The 15,010-nt window shown below is 61.9% G+C and carries 12 protein-coding genes; 7 read left to right on the top strand and 5 right to left on the bottom strand.

Translation table 11 applies throughout. The features are described from left to right. Nucleotides 1-41 precede the first annotated feature (41 nt). Nucleotides 42-1,052, top strand: a complete 1,011-nt coding sequence (locus G9463_RS07370) for a SlyX family protein (RefSeq protein ID WP_165896358.1) — start codon at nt 42-44, stop codon at nt 1,050-1,052. A 220-nt stretch (nt 1,053-1,272) separates the two neighbouring features. Here the strand turns inward: G9463_RS07370 and G9463_RS07375 are convergent, their stop codons facing one another. Then, nucleotides 1,273-1,662 carry a DUF5830 family protein gene (locus G9463_RS07375; RefSeq protein ID WP_165896366.1) on the bottom strand — a complete coding sequence of 130 codons (390 nt, stop codon included), beginning with the start codon at nt 1,660-1,662 and terminating at the stop codon, nt 1,273-1,275. Between the two features lie 51 nt (nt 1,663-1,713). On the opposite strand from G9463_RS07375, the gene G9463_RS07380 reads away from it, so the two are divergent. Then, nucleotides 1,714-2,373 carry a TVP38/TMEM64 family protein gene (locus tag G9463_RS07380; protein WP_121303395.1) on the top strand — a complete coding sequence of 220 codons (660 nt, stop codon included), beginning with the start codon at nt 1,714-1,716 and terminating at the stop codon, nt 2,371-2,373. Here the strand turns inward: G9463_RS07380 and G9463_RS07385 are convergent. Then, nucleotides 2,351-4,927, bottom strand: a complete 2,577-nt coding sequence (locus G9463_RS07385) for a PAS domain S-box protein (protein WP_165896359.1) — start codon at nt 4,925-4,927, stop codon at nt 2,351-2,353. The two genes, G9463_RS07380 and G9463_RS07385, sit on opposite strands and share 23 nt — an antisense overlap. A gap of 46 nt (nt 4,928-4,973) precedes the next feature. Continuing rightward, a complete protein-coding gene (locus G9463_RS24305) occupies nt 4,974-5,096 on the bottom strand; it encodes an HVO_2523 family zinc finger protein (RefSeq protein ID WP_004957459.1) in 123 nt (40 codons plus the stop codon). Between the two features lie 105 nt (nt 5,097-5,201). On the opposite strand from G9463_RS24305, the gene G9463_RS07390 reads away from it, so the two are divergent. Both G9463_RS07390 and G9463_RS07395 read left to right on the top strand, forming a co-directional pair. Next, nucleotides 5,202-6,722 carry a sulfite oxidase gene (locus G9463_RS07390; protein ID WP_165896360.1) on the top strand — a complete coding sequence of 507 codons (1,521 nt, stop codon included), beginning with the start codon at nt 5,202-5,204 and terminating at the stop codon, nt 6,720-6,722. A 43-nt stretch (nt 6,723-6,765) separates the two neighbouring features. Beyond that, nucleotides 6,766-7,056, top strand: a complete 291-nt coding sequence (locus tag G9463_RS07395; protein ID WP_004957453.1) for a hypothetical protein — start codon at nt 6,766-6,768, stop codon at nt 7,054-7,056. Nucleotides 7,057-7,117: 61 nt separating this feature from the next. Here G9463_RS07395 and G9463_RS07400 read toward each other — a convergent pair whose 3' ends face one another. After that, nucleotides 7,118-7,549 carry a hypothetical protein gene (locus G9463_RS07400; RefSeq protein ID WP_148709136.1) on the bottom strand — a complete coding sequence of 144 codons (432 nt, stop codon included), beginning with the start codon at nt 7,547-7,549 and terminating at the stop codon, nt 7,118-7,120. 261 nt (nt 7,550-7,810) lie between these two features. After that, nucleotides 7,811-10,909 carry an adenosylcobalamin-dependent ribonucleoside-diphosphate reductase gene (locus G9463_RS07405; protein WP_165896361.1) on the bottom strand — a complete coding sequence of 1,033 codons (3,099 nt, stop codon included), beginning with the start codon at nt 10,907-10,909 and terminating at the stop codon, nt 7,811-7,813. Nucleotides 10,910-11,482: 573 nt separating this feature from the next. Here G9463_RS07405 and G9463_RS07410 point away from each other — a divergent pair. From G9463_RS07410 to G9463_RS07420, 3 genes are all read left to right on the top strand, one after another. Then, nucleotides 11,483-12,052: a J domain-containing protein gene (locus G9463_RS07410; protein ID WP_165896362.1), complete on the top strand. Its 570-nt coding sequence runs from the start codon at nt 11,483-11,485 to the stop codon at nt 12,050-12,052. A gap of 37 nt (nt 12,053-12,089) precedes the next feature. After that, the gene (locus tag G9463_RS07415; protein WP_165896363.1) at nt 12,090-12,773 is read left to right on the top strand and encodes a phosphoglycolate phosphatase; all 684 of its coding nucleotides are present in this window, start codon (nt 12,090-12,092) and stop codon (nt 12,771-12,773) included. A gap of 461 nt (nt 12,774-13,234) precedes the next feature. After that, the gene (locus G9463_RS07420) at nt 13,235-14,866 is read left to right on the top strand and encodes a GTPBP1 family GTP-binding protein (protein WP_011223746.1); all 1,632 of its coding nucleotides are present in this window, start codon (nt 13,235-13,237) and stop codon (nt 14,864-14,866) included. Nucleotides 14,867-15,010 lie beyond the last annotated feature (144 nt).

The raw sequence follows: 15,010 nt of genomic DNA on the forward strand, positions 1-15,010 counted from the left end.
CGACCCGCGGATTTAAGCCACCACGCAGGTATGCAGGCAGTATGGAGGTACCAGACCTCGTCCAGCAGGAACTCGGGGACGAGGAGATCCAGGGCGGTGTCAACCTCGGCGACGAAGACGCGGCCTGTTTCACACCGACCCGGACGCTCGTCTACCGCGGTGAGGGCCTTCTCAGCGACGAGAAGGTCGCCAGCTATCCGCACGACTTCGAACGGCTCACGGTTTCGGAAGGCCGACGCAAGACCAAATTCTCGCTCATCTACACCAGTGAGAAGCTCGAACTGTCTGTCCCCGGGAGCCGCGCTGATGCCGTCCTCGAACGGTTGCTCGAAGGGAAGCTCACTGTCTCGGGCGGCATCGCCCCCGACGAGAGTCTCGTCGGCGTGTTCCGGTTCAGCGAACTCACGCTGGTTGTTACCGACCGCCAACTGCTCAAGCACATCGGCAACGTCACCTGGGACGCCGACTACGAGGCGTTCTCCTTCGACGACGTGACTGGTCTAGAGTTCGAAGAGGGGAGCGTCGCTACGGCCGTCGTCCTCTCGTTTAATGAGCGGCCAGAACGCATCAAAGCGCCGTCCGAGGAAGCACCAATGGTCCGGAAAGCGCTGGAAGAGGCCCTCTTCGCGTACCACGAAGTCGATTCACTTGCCGACCTCAACGCCAAGGTTGGAGCCGACCCCGACAAGAGTGCTGACGAAGCCGGCAACGGTCTCGGCCTTGAATCTGGCATCGACCCGCTTGTGAGCAACGACGAGGAGGGCGGTGACGATTCCGAGAGTGAGTCCACGAGCGCCAGTACACAGGCTGCGACCGCATCGACCAATGAGCAGGGACCCACCACTGAAGCCCCGACGGAGACACGATCCAGTGACACAGCTGGCATAGACACCGGATCGGTCGAGTCGGACACCACCACAGACCCCGATATCGCTGAACTCGAGGCACAGGTCGCAGAACTGACCGCCGCTGTCGAGGCTCAGAACGAACAGCTCCAGAGACAGGAGCGAACGATCAAACAGCTCATCAAGGAACTCCGGCAGAGTCGCTAAGCCGCCGCGTTCCGCCTTGATGCCCGTCTCGGGAGGCTCGCTATTCTCTGGCCGTTGTCCTCAATGACACGCTGAGACCGTCGCTGCGACAGCAACCGCGCTTTCGCTGCTTGCGGCTCGTTTCGGTCGCCGCTCGTCCACCGAGGGCCACACCCTGGTCACGGGTCGCGTCGCTCCCCGTTCTCAAACCGAGGACCACCCCCTTCTGTCGTGCCCCTCACTACTCTCTCCCCAACACTTTCCGAATGCACGTCGACCCGAACGGGCCCAGTTCGCCGTCGTCAAACTGGACGAAGTGGCCCGTACTGATAGCTGCACCACAGCGCTGACACGAGAACTCCCCGTCACGGACGACGACATCGCTGTCGAAGTTCACGTACGACCCCTGTGATCGCGGGCGGATAACGCCGTTCTCGCGTTCGATGAGGCCCCGAATCACTGCAGTGTCGAGTATCTCGCGCTGGACCTGTGGGTTGGTCGTCACCGTCTCGATACGGTCGAGGGCGTCGGCGACGGACAGCTCCCCGTGTTCCAGATGGGCGAGTAGTTCGACACCGAGCTCGACCGGGTCTCGCGTCTCGGACACAATCGCCGATTCAACCCCGAGCAACGTAAAAGATACCACAAAGCGTTTGTCGATTGCTACCGCCCACTTGGGTAGATGGACCGCCTCGCGAAGCGACAGCTGATCGGGACCGCCGGACTGGTGGCAGTCGTCGCTATTGTGACGACGCTGCTTACACCCGAGCGGGTGGTGGCCCAGCTGCTGCACCTCGCTGACCACCCTGTCTACCTCGCGGGTGTCATCGTCGGCCTGTATCTGGTCCGCCCGTTCTTCGCGTGGCCGACGATGCCGTTATCTGCGTTCGTCGGGTTCGTCCTTGGGGTCAAGTACGGCTTCCCGGTCGCGCTGATGGGCGCACTCGTCACCTGCCTCATTCCCTACCGATTCGCACTCCGGGCCGGTGAGCAAGGCGGGATGTTCGGCTGGCTTGGGGACTCCGGCCGGCGGATCATCGAGGTGACCGGCGAGACGCGGGGCGTCCTCGCGGCGCGACTCTCACCGGTGCCCGCGGACCCCGTTTCCTATGGAGCCGGGTTCGCTCGCGTCTCGCCGCGTTCGTTCGCTGTCGGGACGTTCCTCGGTGAGATTCCGTGGGTCGCCGTCGAGGTCACCGCCGGCGCGTCACTGCGGTCGCTAACGCTCACTGGCCTCACCGTCGACGCACTCCCGCACGTGCTGCTGTTCTCCGCGGCGCTGGCCGTGCTGGTACTTGCGGGGCCGGCCTACCGCCACGTCAACGCTCCGAACTCGTCGTGAACTCGAACCGCGCGCCGCCGCCGTCGCTCTCTGTCACCGACACTGACCAGCCGTGCGCCTGTGCGACCTCCCCGACGATTGCCAGCCCGAACCCGGTTCCGGTATCGCTTGTGGTGTAGCCCCGTTCGAACACGTCATCTCGCTCTTCCGGCGGAATACCAGCGCCGTCGTCGGCGACATAAAATCCGGTATCCATTGTCCCGACAGAGACTGTGATCGGGGTTGAGGTCGCCGCGCGACACTCCCGCTCCACCGCGTCGTCAGGCTGCGGCTGGTCACTCGCGGACCCATGTTCCACACTGTTTCGGAACAGGTTCTCGAACACCGCACGGAGCCGTGCCGCGTCAGCTTCGACCGTCGCTGTCCCGTGTTTTTCGAGCGTGGCTTCACCGGTTTCGACATCGGCCCAGGCCTGCCCTGCAAGGGCAGCGAGGTCAACCATCGTCGTCTCGCCAACCCTATCGCCCTGTCTGGCAAGTGTCAACAGGTCGTTGATAAGTTCGTCCATCCGGTCGGCCGCGGACTCAGCCGCCTCAAGATGTGAGACATCGCCCGACGTCCGGGCAACCGATATTCGCCCTTTGACCACGTTCAGCGGGTTTCGGAGGTCATGGCTAACGACAGATGCGAACTCCGCGAGCTGTCGTTCCCTGTCTTTCCGGTCGCTGATATCGCGGATGACGCCCGCTGTGCCGTTGAACTCCCCGTCTACGGCTGGAAGCAACGCGATATGGATCTCGATAGGGGTGTGATCCCCGTCCTGATCGACGATATCCGTTTCGAAGGTCACGTTCTGCCGGGTCGGGTCGGACAGCATGGTCCGGATGAGGTCGCTGCCGCGGTCGATGTCCTCGCCAGCCATAATCGTAGAGATGTGCTCGCCGATGAGAGCGTCCGGTTCGAACCCAGTCAGTCGCTCGATCGCCTCGTTCACGTAGGTGAACACGCCCTCCTCGTCGAGGGTGTACACCGGGTCGCCGACAGCCTCGATAATCGTCTCATAGCGTTCGAGTTCTCGCTTGCGCTGTTTTCGCTCTGTTGTTTCACGCATCACACCGACTGACCCGTCGAAGTTCCCGTCCTCGTCGAACAGTGGTGCGATCCTGTCCTCATTGATCCGGACCGTCCCGTCAGCCGATATCGTGCGCATCTCGTAGGAAGCCCACGTTCGCTCGTCGTCAAGTAGGTCATGGATGAGTTCTGTCGCCTTCTCGACATCCGCGTCGGGCATGAACCGGGCTGGCTCCGAGCCGACGATTTCCGAGCGGTCGTATCCCAGATGGGCTGCCATCGCCTCGTTCACCATCTCTACTGTCCCGTCCCTGTCGAGGACGTACATCGGGTCCCCAACGTTTTCGACCAGCGTTCGGTATTCTCTGAGTTCCCGCTCCCGGCGCTTCCGCTCGGTGATGTCCCGACCGATGCCGGCAATCCCGAACAGGTCGCCGCGCTCGTCTTCGATGAGCGTCCCTCGAAATTCGTACTGGAGCCGCTCGCCGTCAGCCGTCTCAATGCCTGCCTCGATTGTTCCGTACCCGGTTTCCAACGTCTCGTTGAATATCCGCCATAGTTTTTCGTGGTCAGAATCCACAATGAGGTCGTCAATTCCCATCGACGCTAATTTCTCGTTGGTGTAGCCGGTCGCCGACTGGACAGTGTCGTTCCACCGGACCAGACTCCCGTCGGTGCCAACCACGTAGAACATATCGTCGACAGAGTCGATGAGATTCTCGGTAAATGCTCGTTGATCCGCGAGCTCCCGTTCACGCTCCTCGCGCGCAGTCACGTCGGTGATGAACCCTTCGAGGATTTCGACGCCATTGTCGTCAGTGTCAACGACACGCCCACGCTCCCACATCCAGCGGGTCTCACCGTCGGCCGTCTCGATCTGGTAGGAGACCTCGAACGGTTCGCCGGCGGCAATACAGGTCTGGACCGTTTCCCAGAGACGCTCCGTTTCGGAGTCCTTGATCAGCGCACCCCAGGAGATGTCGCCACGCTCGAGCGCCTCCGAACTGTAGCCGACTAGCTCCGCTGCACCGTCGCTAACGAACTCCATCGGCCAATCAGGCTCGTTCCGGGCGCGATACACCATCCCCGGCAGATTCGAAATGAGCGTCGACAGCATTCGCTCGGACTCTTCGAGCGCGGTCTTGGCCCGTCGTTCCTCGACAGCCCGCTCGATACGGTTGGCAAGCACGGCGTACTGGTCTGTCCCCATCCCTTTCTGGAGGTATTCGGTGACACCAGCGGAGATGGCATCACTCGCGATTTCCTCGTTTCCTTTGCCAGTAAAGAGAATAAACGGGAGTTCCTCGTACTCCTCGCGAACGACCTTCAGAAATTCGAGCCCGCCCATGCCCGGCATATCGTGATCGCTAACGACACAGTCGAACGTGTGCTCAGACAATCGCTCTAACCCAGCGGCCGCACTTCGCTCGGTACAGACAGAGAGGTTGCCGTGCGTTCGTTTCAGGTGGACCGCAACGAGATCGCCAAGGTCGGGGTCGTCGTCGACGTGCAGCACTGAAATCTCTTCCCCGTGACCACTCATACCACTTCTTTCGTTGTTCCAAGATAATAAACCCGCGAGCGTATCGTCAGTAGAACGTGTCAGCGCAGTCATACACGACGCCGTGCTCCGGACAGACGTACTTGCAGTGTCGGTGGTACATTGCCCGCTCACAGCGCGGACACGGCCGACCGCCGGGCTGCTCGTCCATGATTCTGTAGAGCAGCCCCGCTCGCTTGTGTCTTCCGGAGTTTCGGAACGGATTCTAGCCGAAATTGGAACAATCCCTTTTGCGGGGTAGGCCGTCAGTATAGCCATGACTGACGACCTCCTCGACTCGCCCGGCGGTCGGCTGCTGGTCAGCGTCGCCGCAGCTATCGCGGGCCTGGCCGGGTCCTACGCGGTGACCGGCTACGCGCCTGCGTTCATCGCCTCACCCGTTGAGCGGGCACTCGCGCGGTCGATGCCCGGCATCATCGTCTCGACTGCCATCTCGACGCTCGGCAGTCTCGGCCAACAGCTCAATCTCCTGCTCGCCATCGGACTTGCGGGGCTGTTCATCGCACTGGCGGCCAGGGCAGCCATCCTCACCGGCCAGCTGGCGAACAATCGTGCCCTCCCGGTCGTCGGAACGGCTGTCGTAACGTGGGCCGTCAGCGTCGTTCTCACCGGCGAAGTCGTCCTTGCCGCTGGCCCGGCGGTCCCCGCCGCCGCCGTTGTCGGCCTTGCGCAACTCCTCGACGGATTCGGTGGCTCGGTGTCACCGATATCCTCGAAACGACGGCGAGCGCTCTCGACGGTCGGCGCGGCCATCGGCGCGGCGACGGTCGGCTACGCGGCTGGCAACCAGCGGTCGGTCGTCGCGACGGGTGACGATGCGCCCGTGCTGAATGCGCCGGGGGCGGACCTCGACGATGTCGACGAGAAGCTCGCCGTCGCAGCGGAGTCATCGCTGGGCTTTGGCGACATAGACCCGCTGGTCAGCGAGAACTTCTACGAGGTCGACATCAACTCCATCGACCCGCAGATCTCGGCCGCGGACTGGTCGCTCTCTATCACCGGCGCTGTCGAAGAGGAGGTCACGCTCGACTATGAGGATATCATAGAGATGGATGCCGAAAACCGGTTTGTTACGCTTCGTTGCGTGGGGGAGAGCCTCAACGGCTACAAGACGGATAACGCGCTATGGACCGGCGTTCCCGTCGACAGCCTGCTCGAAGAAGCCGGCGTCCAGAGCGGCTGTGAGTGCGTCATGCTCCGGGCCGAAGACGACTACTACGAGGAGTTCCCCATCGACGCGCTCCGGGGCGGGATGCTCGCCTACGGGATGAACGGAAAGATACTCCCGCGCGGCCACGGCTACCCCGTCCGAGCGCTGGTCCCCGGCCACTGGGGCGAGGTCAACGTCAAGTGGCTCTCGGAAATCGAGGTGCTGGACGAGGAGGCCGACGGCTACTGGGAGAAACGCGGTTGGCAGGGGACCGGACCGGTGAATCCGGTCGCTAAACTCCACCACGAATCGATGCTTTCGGACGGCCGCCGACGTATCGGCGGCCCTGCTTACGCCGGCCTGCGCGGTGTCAAGCGCGTCGAAGTCTCCACCGACGGCGGCGAGACGTGGGCGGACGCGACGCTCTCGGACCAACTGCCCGCAGCCAGCGGCGACGGCCCCGCCGCGGACGCCTGGCGGCAGTGGGAGTACACTTACGACCCACCGTCCAGCGGTCACACCGTCGTCGTCCGAATGGTCGACCAGCGCGGCGAGGTGCAGCCGGAAACAGAGACCGACTCGTATCCCAGCGGTGCCTCGGGCTGGGTCTCCAAACAGTACTCATAGTGCAAAGCGAGCGGCACATACCGCTGTAGTCGCTACTGTGCGTATGGACGAGACGATTGCGGGCGAGGTCATCCACGTCGTCCCGCCAGCCGACCACGAGGACTACGACTTCGAGCCCAAGATGGCGTCGCTCGCGGACTCACGCTACGTCATCGTCTGCCGCAAGGGCGGGAAGCCGTCGTGGCTCGAACGGATTGCGGCATTTCTCCGCCGCCAGCCTATCGAGCCGGTGACGCTTGTCGCAGACTCGGCAGCCGAAGAAGGGACAGAAATCACCGCGACTGTCGAGGAAACGACGATTACCGGCGTGTACGACGTGACGGAATTCCGGTAGCGGACGCACCGGATACCGACACTAAATATTTCATAGAGTGATAAGAATAACTGATGTTTATTCAGCAAGGGGTAATCTCATCTCCATTAACTCTCATTATATTCGCACCATCAATTAGATAGAGGGCCTTTGATTCGTAATCCGCTTCTAATTCTTTCGTTGAGTAGTGATACGGGACGTTTACCTCAACATACTTTCCACGGTTTGTCTCATTTATTATTTCAGCATATTTCGTTCCAGTTTGCCCTCCAGGTGCACCACTTGCACAAGAAGCATTTTGTAGCTGATTAAAAATATAATCCTCCTCAGCGGATAGTGCTCGTTTTTTTGCACTGTTATTTGCCACTAGTTGAGGAGTTTGCTCATCGGTTGTTGTATCCTCACGTAAAGACTCGGTTGATGTGCTGATCTCAGAACTATTCGGAGACACACAACCCGCGCCAACCAGACATAGGACAAGTACTGCCAGAAAGACCGATCGTGAGAAGTCCATTACAGTTTGGTTAGTGTTATCGAGTGAATACTTTGTGATCCAACTCATATAGGCCCCATACCGGGTGGACATTCTTGCCGGACCCATTGAGAAAGAGCGGATAATATTAACCAATAGTTTTTGATGATTTAATCAGTATGTAATCTGTATTGACCATCTATCAATAACCGACACGGGGTTTGCGAATAGTTCTATGACTCGGTGTTACTAGAAAAGAAACGGCGTCAATCGCGGTGAAAGCCGACTCCGTGTGTCACCGACTCAGCACTCGGACCAGCCACAGGACTCGCAGGTCTTGCAGCCTTCCGAGTAGTACAGCGACAGCGAGCCACAGTCAGGACACTCCGGGCTCTCGCCGGCGTCGATGATGTCCTGCTGGTCGCCACCCGCGTCAGCTGCGGCGGCCGCGCCGCCGTCGGTCTGGGTCTGGGTGGCGGTCTCGCCTTCAGCTTTTTCGGCGGTTTCCTCTAGTGTGGTCTGGTCGGGGTAGGCCTTGTCGACGTCGCCGTCGAGGTAGCGACGCAGGGCCGTGCCGATGGCGTCCGGGATGGACTGGATCTGCTCGCCCTTGTCCCAGGCGACCTTCGGCGACCGGATACCCTGCAGTTCGTCGGCGATCTCTTCGGGGTCGACGCCCGAGCGAAGTGCCGTCGAGATGGTCTTGGCCAGCGCCTCGGTGAAGGAGGCGGTGAAGCCACCGGAGTTGCCGATGTTGGCGAACAGCTCGAACGGCCGGTCGGCTTCGGGGTCCTCGTTGATGTTGACGTAGAGCTTCCCGTAGCCGGTGTCGATGCGCTGTGTCACGCCGTGGAGCACGTCCGGCCGGGTCTGCTTCTCGGCGTACTCGGCGTCCCCGTCGGCGACACCCAGCACCTGCTGGATGGAGTCGTCGATGGCGGCCTGAACGGCCTCGTCCTCGAGGAAGCCTTCGATGCCGCCGAAGACCTCCTCGATCTGGGCGACGATCTCGTCGGCGTCCATGTCCGAGAACTCCGTGTTCTGGGCGCGCGTGGTCAGCACCTGCTTGCTGCGGGTACCGTCGCGGTAGTAGGTGACGCCCTTGCCGCCGTGGTCGTAGATGTACTCGAACACTTCGGCGGCGTCCTCTGTCGTGGAGTCGTTCGGGGCGTTGACCGTCTTCGAGATGGCGGAGTCGACGCCCTCCTGACAGGCTACCTGAATACCCGCGTGCTGCTTCGCCGAGAGGTCGCCGGTGGTGACGAACAGCTCGCCGATGGCGTCGGGCACGGTCGTCAGCCCGTCGACGCCGTCGAACTCGTTGTTGGCCATCTGCTCCTGAGCCTCCTGCTTGACGGCCTCGACGTCGATGTCGTTGTCCTCCAGCGCGCGGAGGAAGTAGTCGTCGAACTCCACGAGCATCTCGTCGCCCTGCACGTCGTCGGAGACGTTCTTGTAGTAGGCGACGTTGTAGATGGGCTCACACCCGCCGGTGGTGTTGCCAATCATCGAGGTCGTCCCGGTCGGGGCGATGGTCGTCGTGTTGTGGTTGCGGATCGGGTAGCCGTCTTCCCAGTCCGCCGCGTCCTCGCCGGTCTGCTTCTCGAACCAGTCGGAGTAGTCCGTCGGGTTCGCGTACTTGGAGTTCTCCCACTCAGTGAAGACGCCCCGTTCCTCGGCGAGTTCGTGGCTCGCGGCCTTGGACCCGTGGTTGATGTGGCGCATCGTCTGGCGGGCGATCTCGTTGGCCTCCTCGGTCCCGTAGGCGACCCCGAGCTGGATGTACAGCTGGGCCAGCCCCATGATACCGAGGCCGATTTTGCGCATCTCCCGGACCTTCTGTTCGATCTTCTCGACCGGGAAGTCCGACATCGTGACAACGTTTTCGAGGAAGCGGGTCCCGAGTTCGATGCGTCGGTCGAACTCGTCCCAGTCGATCGCTTCTTCGAGGAACGCGTCGATAGCCGCGTCAATCGAGTCGTACTCGTCCGCGTGGGCCTCCGACCAGACGCGCCAGTCCGGCGCGTCCGTGGCGGCCAGCGTCGAGAGGTTGATGTGGCCAAGGTTGCAGGCCTCGTACTCTTCGAGTGGCTGTTCGCCACACGGATTCGTGGCGAGGATCTCGTGGTCGGGGTGCTCCTCCACGTCGAAGGAGTGCTGCTTGTTCACCCGTTCGAGGTAGATAACGCCGGGTTCGCCGTTCTCGTGCGCGCCCTCAACGATATCATCCCAGAGTTCCTCGGCCGGGATCGAGAGTTCCTCGCCGACCTCGACGTGCTCGCCGAGGCCGAACATATCGTACAGCTCTTTCGTCTCCTCAGTGACGATGTGGGCGTCACCCGTTCGAGGGTTCGTGAAGGTGAATTCCTCGCCGGCCTTCAACGCCTCCATGAAGTCGTCGGTGACGCCGACGGAGATGTTGAAGTTCGACAGGTGACCCTCGACGGCGTTGCGGAGGTGCTTTGGCACCTGTCCGTCGTCGTCGATGAGTTCCCGTGCTTCCTCCAGCGCCTCTGCGAAGGAGTTGTGCGTGAAGTCGTCCGGGTCGTTCAGGCGCAGCGTCTCGGCGAGTGAGACGTCCTTGTTCTTGGCGTGGATAAACTGGATGACATCCGGGTGGGAGACGCGCATGACACCCATCTGTGCGCCACGGCGGGCGCCGCCCTGCGCGATGGTCTCGCACATCTGGTCGTAGGTCCGCATGAACGTGATGGGACCGGAGGCGATGCCGCCGGTCGAGCCGACGGGGTCGCCGTACGGGCGAAGCTTCCAGAACGCATAGCCCATGCCACCGCCGGACTGGAAGACCTGCGCGGCCTCCTTGGCGGTCTGGTGGATGTCGTCGATGTCGTCACCCGGTGAGTCGACGAAACAAGCAGACAGCTGCTGGAGTTCGTCGCCGGCGTTCATCAGCGTCGGCGAGTTCGGCATGAAGGAGAGCTGCTCCATCTGCTCTTGGAAGGCGTTGGCGGTCGATTTGACGTGGTCGCGGACACCTTCGGGCAGTTCCGGCACGACCGTCTCGTAGGCAAACTTGTTGACGTTGTAGACAGAGAGTTCGGTCTCGACGTCGTCGTCGACGGACGTTCCTTTGCCGAACACCTCGTCGGCGAGTTCGTCGCGGCGCGGGTGGTCGGGCTTCAGCTGGTCCGGCGAGACGTGTACGTCGACGTCCTGCTTGTTGGCCTCGAACACAGCTTCAGCGAGCGCGATGTTCTTTGCGACACGGTCAAAGAGGTCTTCGGGTCCCTCGATGAGGTCCCCGTTGGCATCCTTCCGGAGGTAGCGAGCCGGGAGGATGTTGTGGTAGGCATTGCCTGTGAGTCGCTCTTCGATAGTGTCACCGTCGGTACGTTTGATCGGGAGCGTAATCTCGTCAGCGGAAAGGTCGCTGTTACTCATCGCCCGCTCCTCCTCCCGACAGCGGCCGTCTGTCGGTCGATACCCCTCGTCGTAGCTACCCGTGATCCTGTCATTTCTGGCGGCGAATACGTAGTCATCGATAGCGTTTAATCCTTCTTGTCTGCGATTCGGCGGCGGCCGTAGCAATTTCCGGAGTCGTGGCTACGGTGCTCGACGAACTGTGCTGGTGACGCGTGAAACGATAGCCGCGTACAACGGAATAGATGCCATCGGTTCTTCTTAATACTGTCTAGACCGAGGTGAAAGTGAAAACCCGACCCCGTAAATCACCAGACGTGAGCGAGATATCCAGTAGAAACTGGTGGGGGTTTGCGCGTGGTGATAAACACTTACTAACGGTTCGTAGGGAGGTACTGAGGCTGTGTCAGACACGCTGCCGTGGTGCGGTTTTGGCAAAACAGGTCTGTCAGTCCGTTGGTGTCGATATCGCGTGGTTCCGTTCTGTTCCGGTCCTGTATCATCCGGGAATGTGCCCGCTATCTAGTTCGAAAACGGACTGGATGGACGGCGAGAGGCGGGACGCTTACAGGTCTGTGGACCGAAGGAACGTGCGTGCAGTACGATGGGCTCACCAAGGGAATCGCGGTGGTGTTCGGAGGCCTGACAGTCGTCCTGACGGCGGTGGGTCTCGTGATCAATCCTGCGGTGCTCTTCCTGGCGCTCATGTTCGGGGTGTCGACGTATTTCATGTACTACCACCTCAGCGGGAAGATGGCTGCGAGCCTCTACGAGCGGGTTGAGCGACAGGCGGCACAGAACACGGGGAACGCCCGCCGTGGGGGGTTCGGGGCTGGCCCGCGGGAGGAATGGGAACCACCGCGGGACGGCCGCCGGGCGCGCCGTTCGCAAGCGACCCAGGGCGGCCAACGCCGTGGGCAGGGGCGGCAACGGCAGCGCCGCCAGCAAGCGGGTGGCCGGCAGCGCCGACAGCGCGTCCAGTCGTCGGGACCGAGTCCGGCGGAGGCCTACAAGCGGTTAGGCCTCGGCCCGGACGCCGACCAGAGTAGTATCAAACGAGCCTACCGCGAGAAAGTCAAAGAGGTCCATCCCGACACCGACAGCGGGAGCGAGAGGGAATTCAAGCAGGTGCAGGCGGCCTACGAGACGCTAACTGACGATTGACCGCAACCCACATATCCGACGCTCCGAACCCGAACGTATGGACAGCGACACACCTCCCCTTATCGTGGATATCGATGGGACACTGACCGACGAGAGTCGCGCGCTTGACCCTCATGTCATACCGGTCCTCCGCGAGTGGCCCGCACGTCTCGTCATCGCGACTGGGAAAGCGATGCCGTTCCCGATTGCGCTCTGTGAGTTTCTCGGCCTCGAGCGGACAGTCGTTGCCGAGAACGGCGGCGTCGTGTTCGTCGAAGCCACCGATGAACTCAGATTGGAAGGCGACCATGAGGCGGCGCTGGCGGTCGGCGAATCCTATCGCGACCTAGGTCACGACCTCGGCTTCGGACAGATAGACCTTGCAAACCGTTGGCGCGAGACGGAACTCGTTGTCTCGCTCGACCAGCCGCTCGAACCGCTGGAAGAACTGGCCGCGGCACGCGGGCTCGTCGTCCTCGATACCGGCTTCGCCTACCACGTCACAGACCCTGTCGTCGACAAGGGGACTGGGCTCGAAGCGGTGTGTTCGGAGCTGGATCTGGACCCGGCAGAGTTCTTGGCGGTCGGCGACTCGGTGAACGACGCACAGATGTTCGACTTGGCCGGTGAAGCCGTAGCCGTCGCCAATGCCGATGAAACGGCGCTCGAACAGGCCGACCGGGTGACTGATGCGAGCTATGGCGATGGCTTCCTCGAAGCGGTCGCGCCGTATCGAGACTGAGGCACTGGTTTCGAAAAGCACGGTACGCGGTCGCCGGTCTGCTGATACCACGTACCGGGTTGGCTTCGCTGCGTAAGTCAACGACCACTCTACGCAGTATGTCGTGACGGTGTCTCTCTTTTCGACCGGCCCGCCTGTACTGACCCTCGGTATCGCGTATGCAGACCACACACTGCACGAGTGGCTTTCGTGAGCAGCCAGATGTCACGCTGACCAGTGGTTAGCCAAATTGGCGGACAGGTGACGCCATCGACAGCAGTCGGCTATCTACGGGGCGGCGCCACACGACCGCAAACCCCGTATAGTGGTTCAGTCCATGAGCCGGTCTGGCTGCGCCCTCGCGTATAAATATCCGTCCGGCTGTTATTGTGAGAGAGAGAGACTCATTCACTGGATTCAGGAGGGCTCTGGAGGCCTAAATCCGGGGAAGGCTTATGTCTGCCCCACGGTAACGAGAGGATATGAGCCCCGACCGGGCTGTCCTCCGGCGCGCGCTTGACCGCGGTGAACGGGAGGGCGGCAGCGTCGAGTTCAAAGAACGGCTCACCGAAGATCTCCACCTGTCCGAGGGGCGACTCGAATCCCTCGCGGCGCAACTCCGCCACCGTGTTCTCTCCGGAGATGGGGAGGCGACGTACGTCGTCGGCGTCACCGACGACGGCGGTCTCGCCGGCATCTCGCCGGCAGAGTTCTCCGAGTCGATGGACGTGCTTAGCCTGCTGGCAGAGGAAGCCGGCGCGCACATCGAGGAGGTCAAGACGTGGGGCGTTGACGGCGTTTCAGAGAACGGATCGACGGACACAGACGGTATCGTGGGTGTCGCGACAGTCTCCGAGGGGTCGGTCCTTGCAGACGATGACCACATTGTGGTGGGAACCGCCGGGCACGTCGACCACGGCAAATCCACGCTCGTGGGGTCGCTAGTCACCGGTGACGCCGACGACGGCGAAGGTGGGACACGCGGCTTCCTTGACGTGCAGCCACATGAGGTCGAACGGGGCCTCTCGGCGGACCTCTCATACGGCGTCTACGGCTTCGACGCGGACGGCGAGCCAATTCGCATGGACAACCCGCACCGGAAGGACGACCGCGCGCGGGTCGTCGAAGAATCCGACAGGCTCGTCTCCTTCGTCGACACCGTCGGCCACGAGCCGTGGCTCCGGACGACCATCCGCGGCCTCGTCGGCCAGAAACTCGACTACGGCCTCCTGACCGTCGCGGCCGACGACGGGGTGACAGAGACGACGCGCGAGCATCTCGGCATCCTGCTGGCGACGGACCTCCCGACGATTGTCGCGCTCACCAAAACCGACCTCGTCGACGGTGAACGGGTCGCCGAAGTCGAACGCTCAGTCGAGCAAGCACTGCGAGAGGTCGACAAGACGCCGCTCCGGGTAGAGCGCCACGGCGTCGACACGGCTATCGACGAAATATCTGAGACTGTCGTTCCCGTCGTCACCACCAGCGCCGTCACCAAGGCGGGGCTGGACGCCCTCGACGAGATGTTCGAGGCGCTACCAAAGACTGCCGGCGAGGTGGGCGATTTCCGGATGTACGTCGACCGGACGTACAACGTTCAGGGGGTCGGCGCGGTCGCCTCCGGCACCATCAAATCCGGCGAGGTCGAGGCTGGCGACGAACTGTTACTTGGACCGATGCAAGACGGGAGTTTTCAGGAGGTCGAAGTGCGGTCCATCGAGATGCACTACCACCGGGTTGACGAAGCCAAGGCCGGCCGTATCGTCGGCATCGCGCTGAAGGGCGTCCGCGAGGCGGATATCGAGCGCGGGATGGTCCTGCTACCGAGCGATGCCGACCCGTCGCCGGTACAGGAGTTTGAGGCTGAGGTAATGGTGTTGAACCACCCAACCCGCATCGGCGACGGCTATGAGCCCGTGGTCCACCTCGAAACAGTCAGCGAGGCCGCGGCGTTCTATCCGGAAGGCGGGCAGTTGCTCCCGGGCGACGCCGGCAAGACCCGTGTCCGATTCAAATTCCGCTCATATCTCGTTGAAGAGGGCCAGAAGTTCGTTTTCCGCGAGGGGAGTTCGAAGGGCGTCGGGACCGTCACCGACACCGACCCGGCGGAGTAGCGGCCCGTCATTTCACTCATTTTCGTTGTTTTCGGTTGGCTGTCTGTAGCCGTCATCCGTTTTTTGAGCGAGTCCGAACACTACGGCCCATTCCAGCAGGTTCGCCGTGCGCTCCTGCCAGACCGATTCCCAGTCGGTGTGGCG

It is taken from the genome of Haloarcula sp. JP-Z28 (assembly GCF_011440255.1).
GTDB lineage: Archaea > Halobacteriota > Halobacteria > Halobacteriales > Haloarculaceae > Haloarcula > Haloarcula marismortui.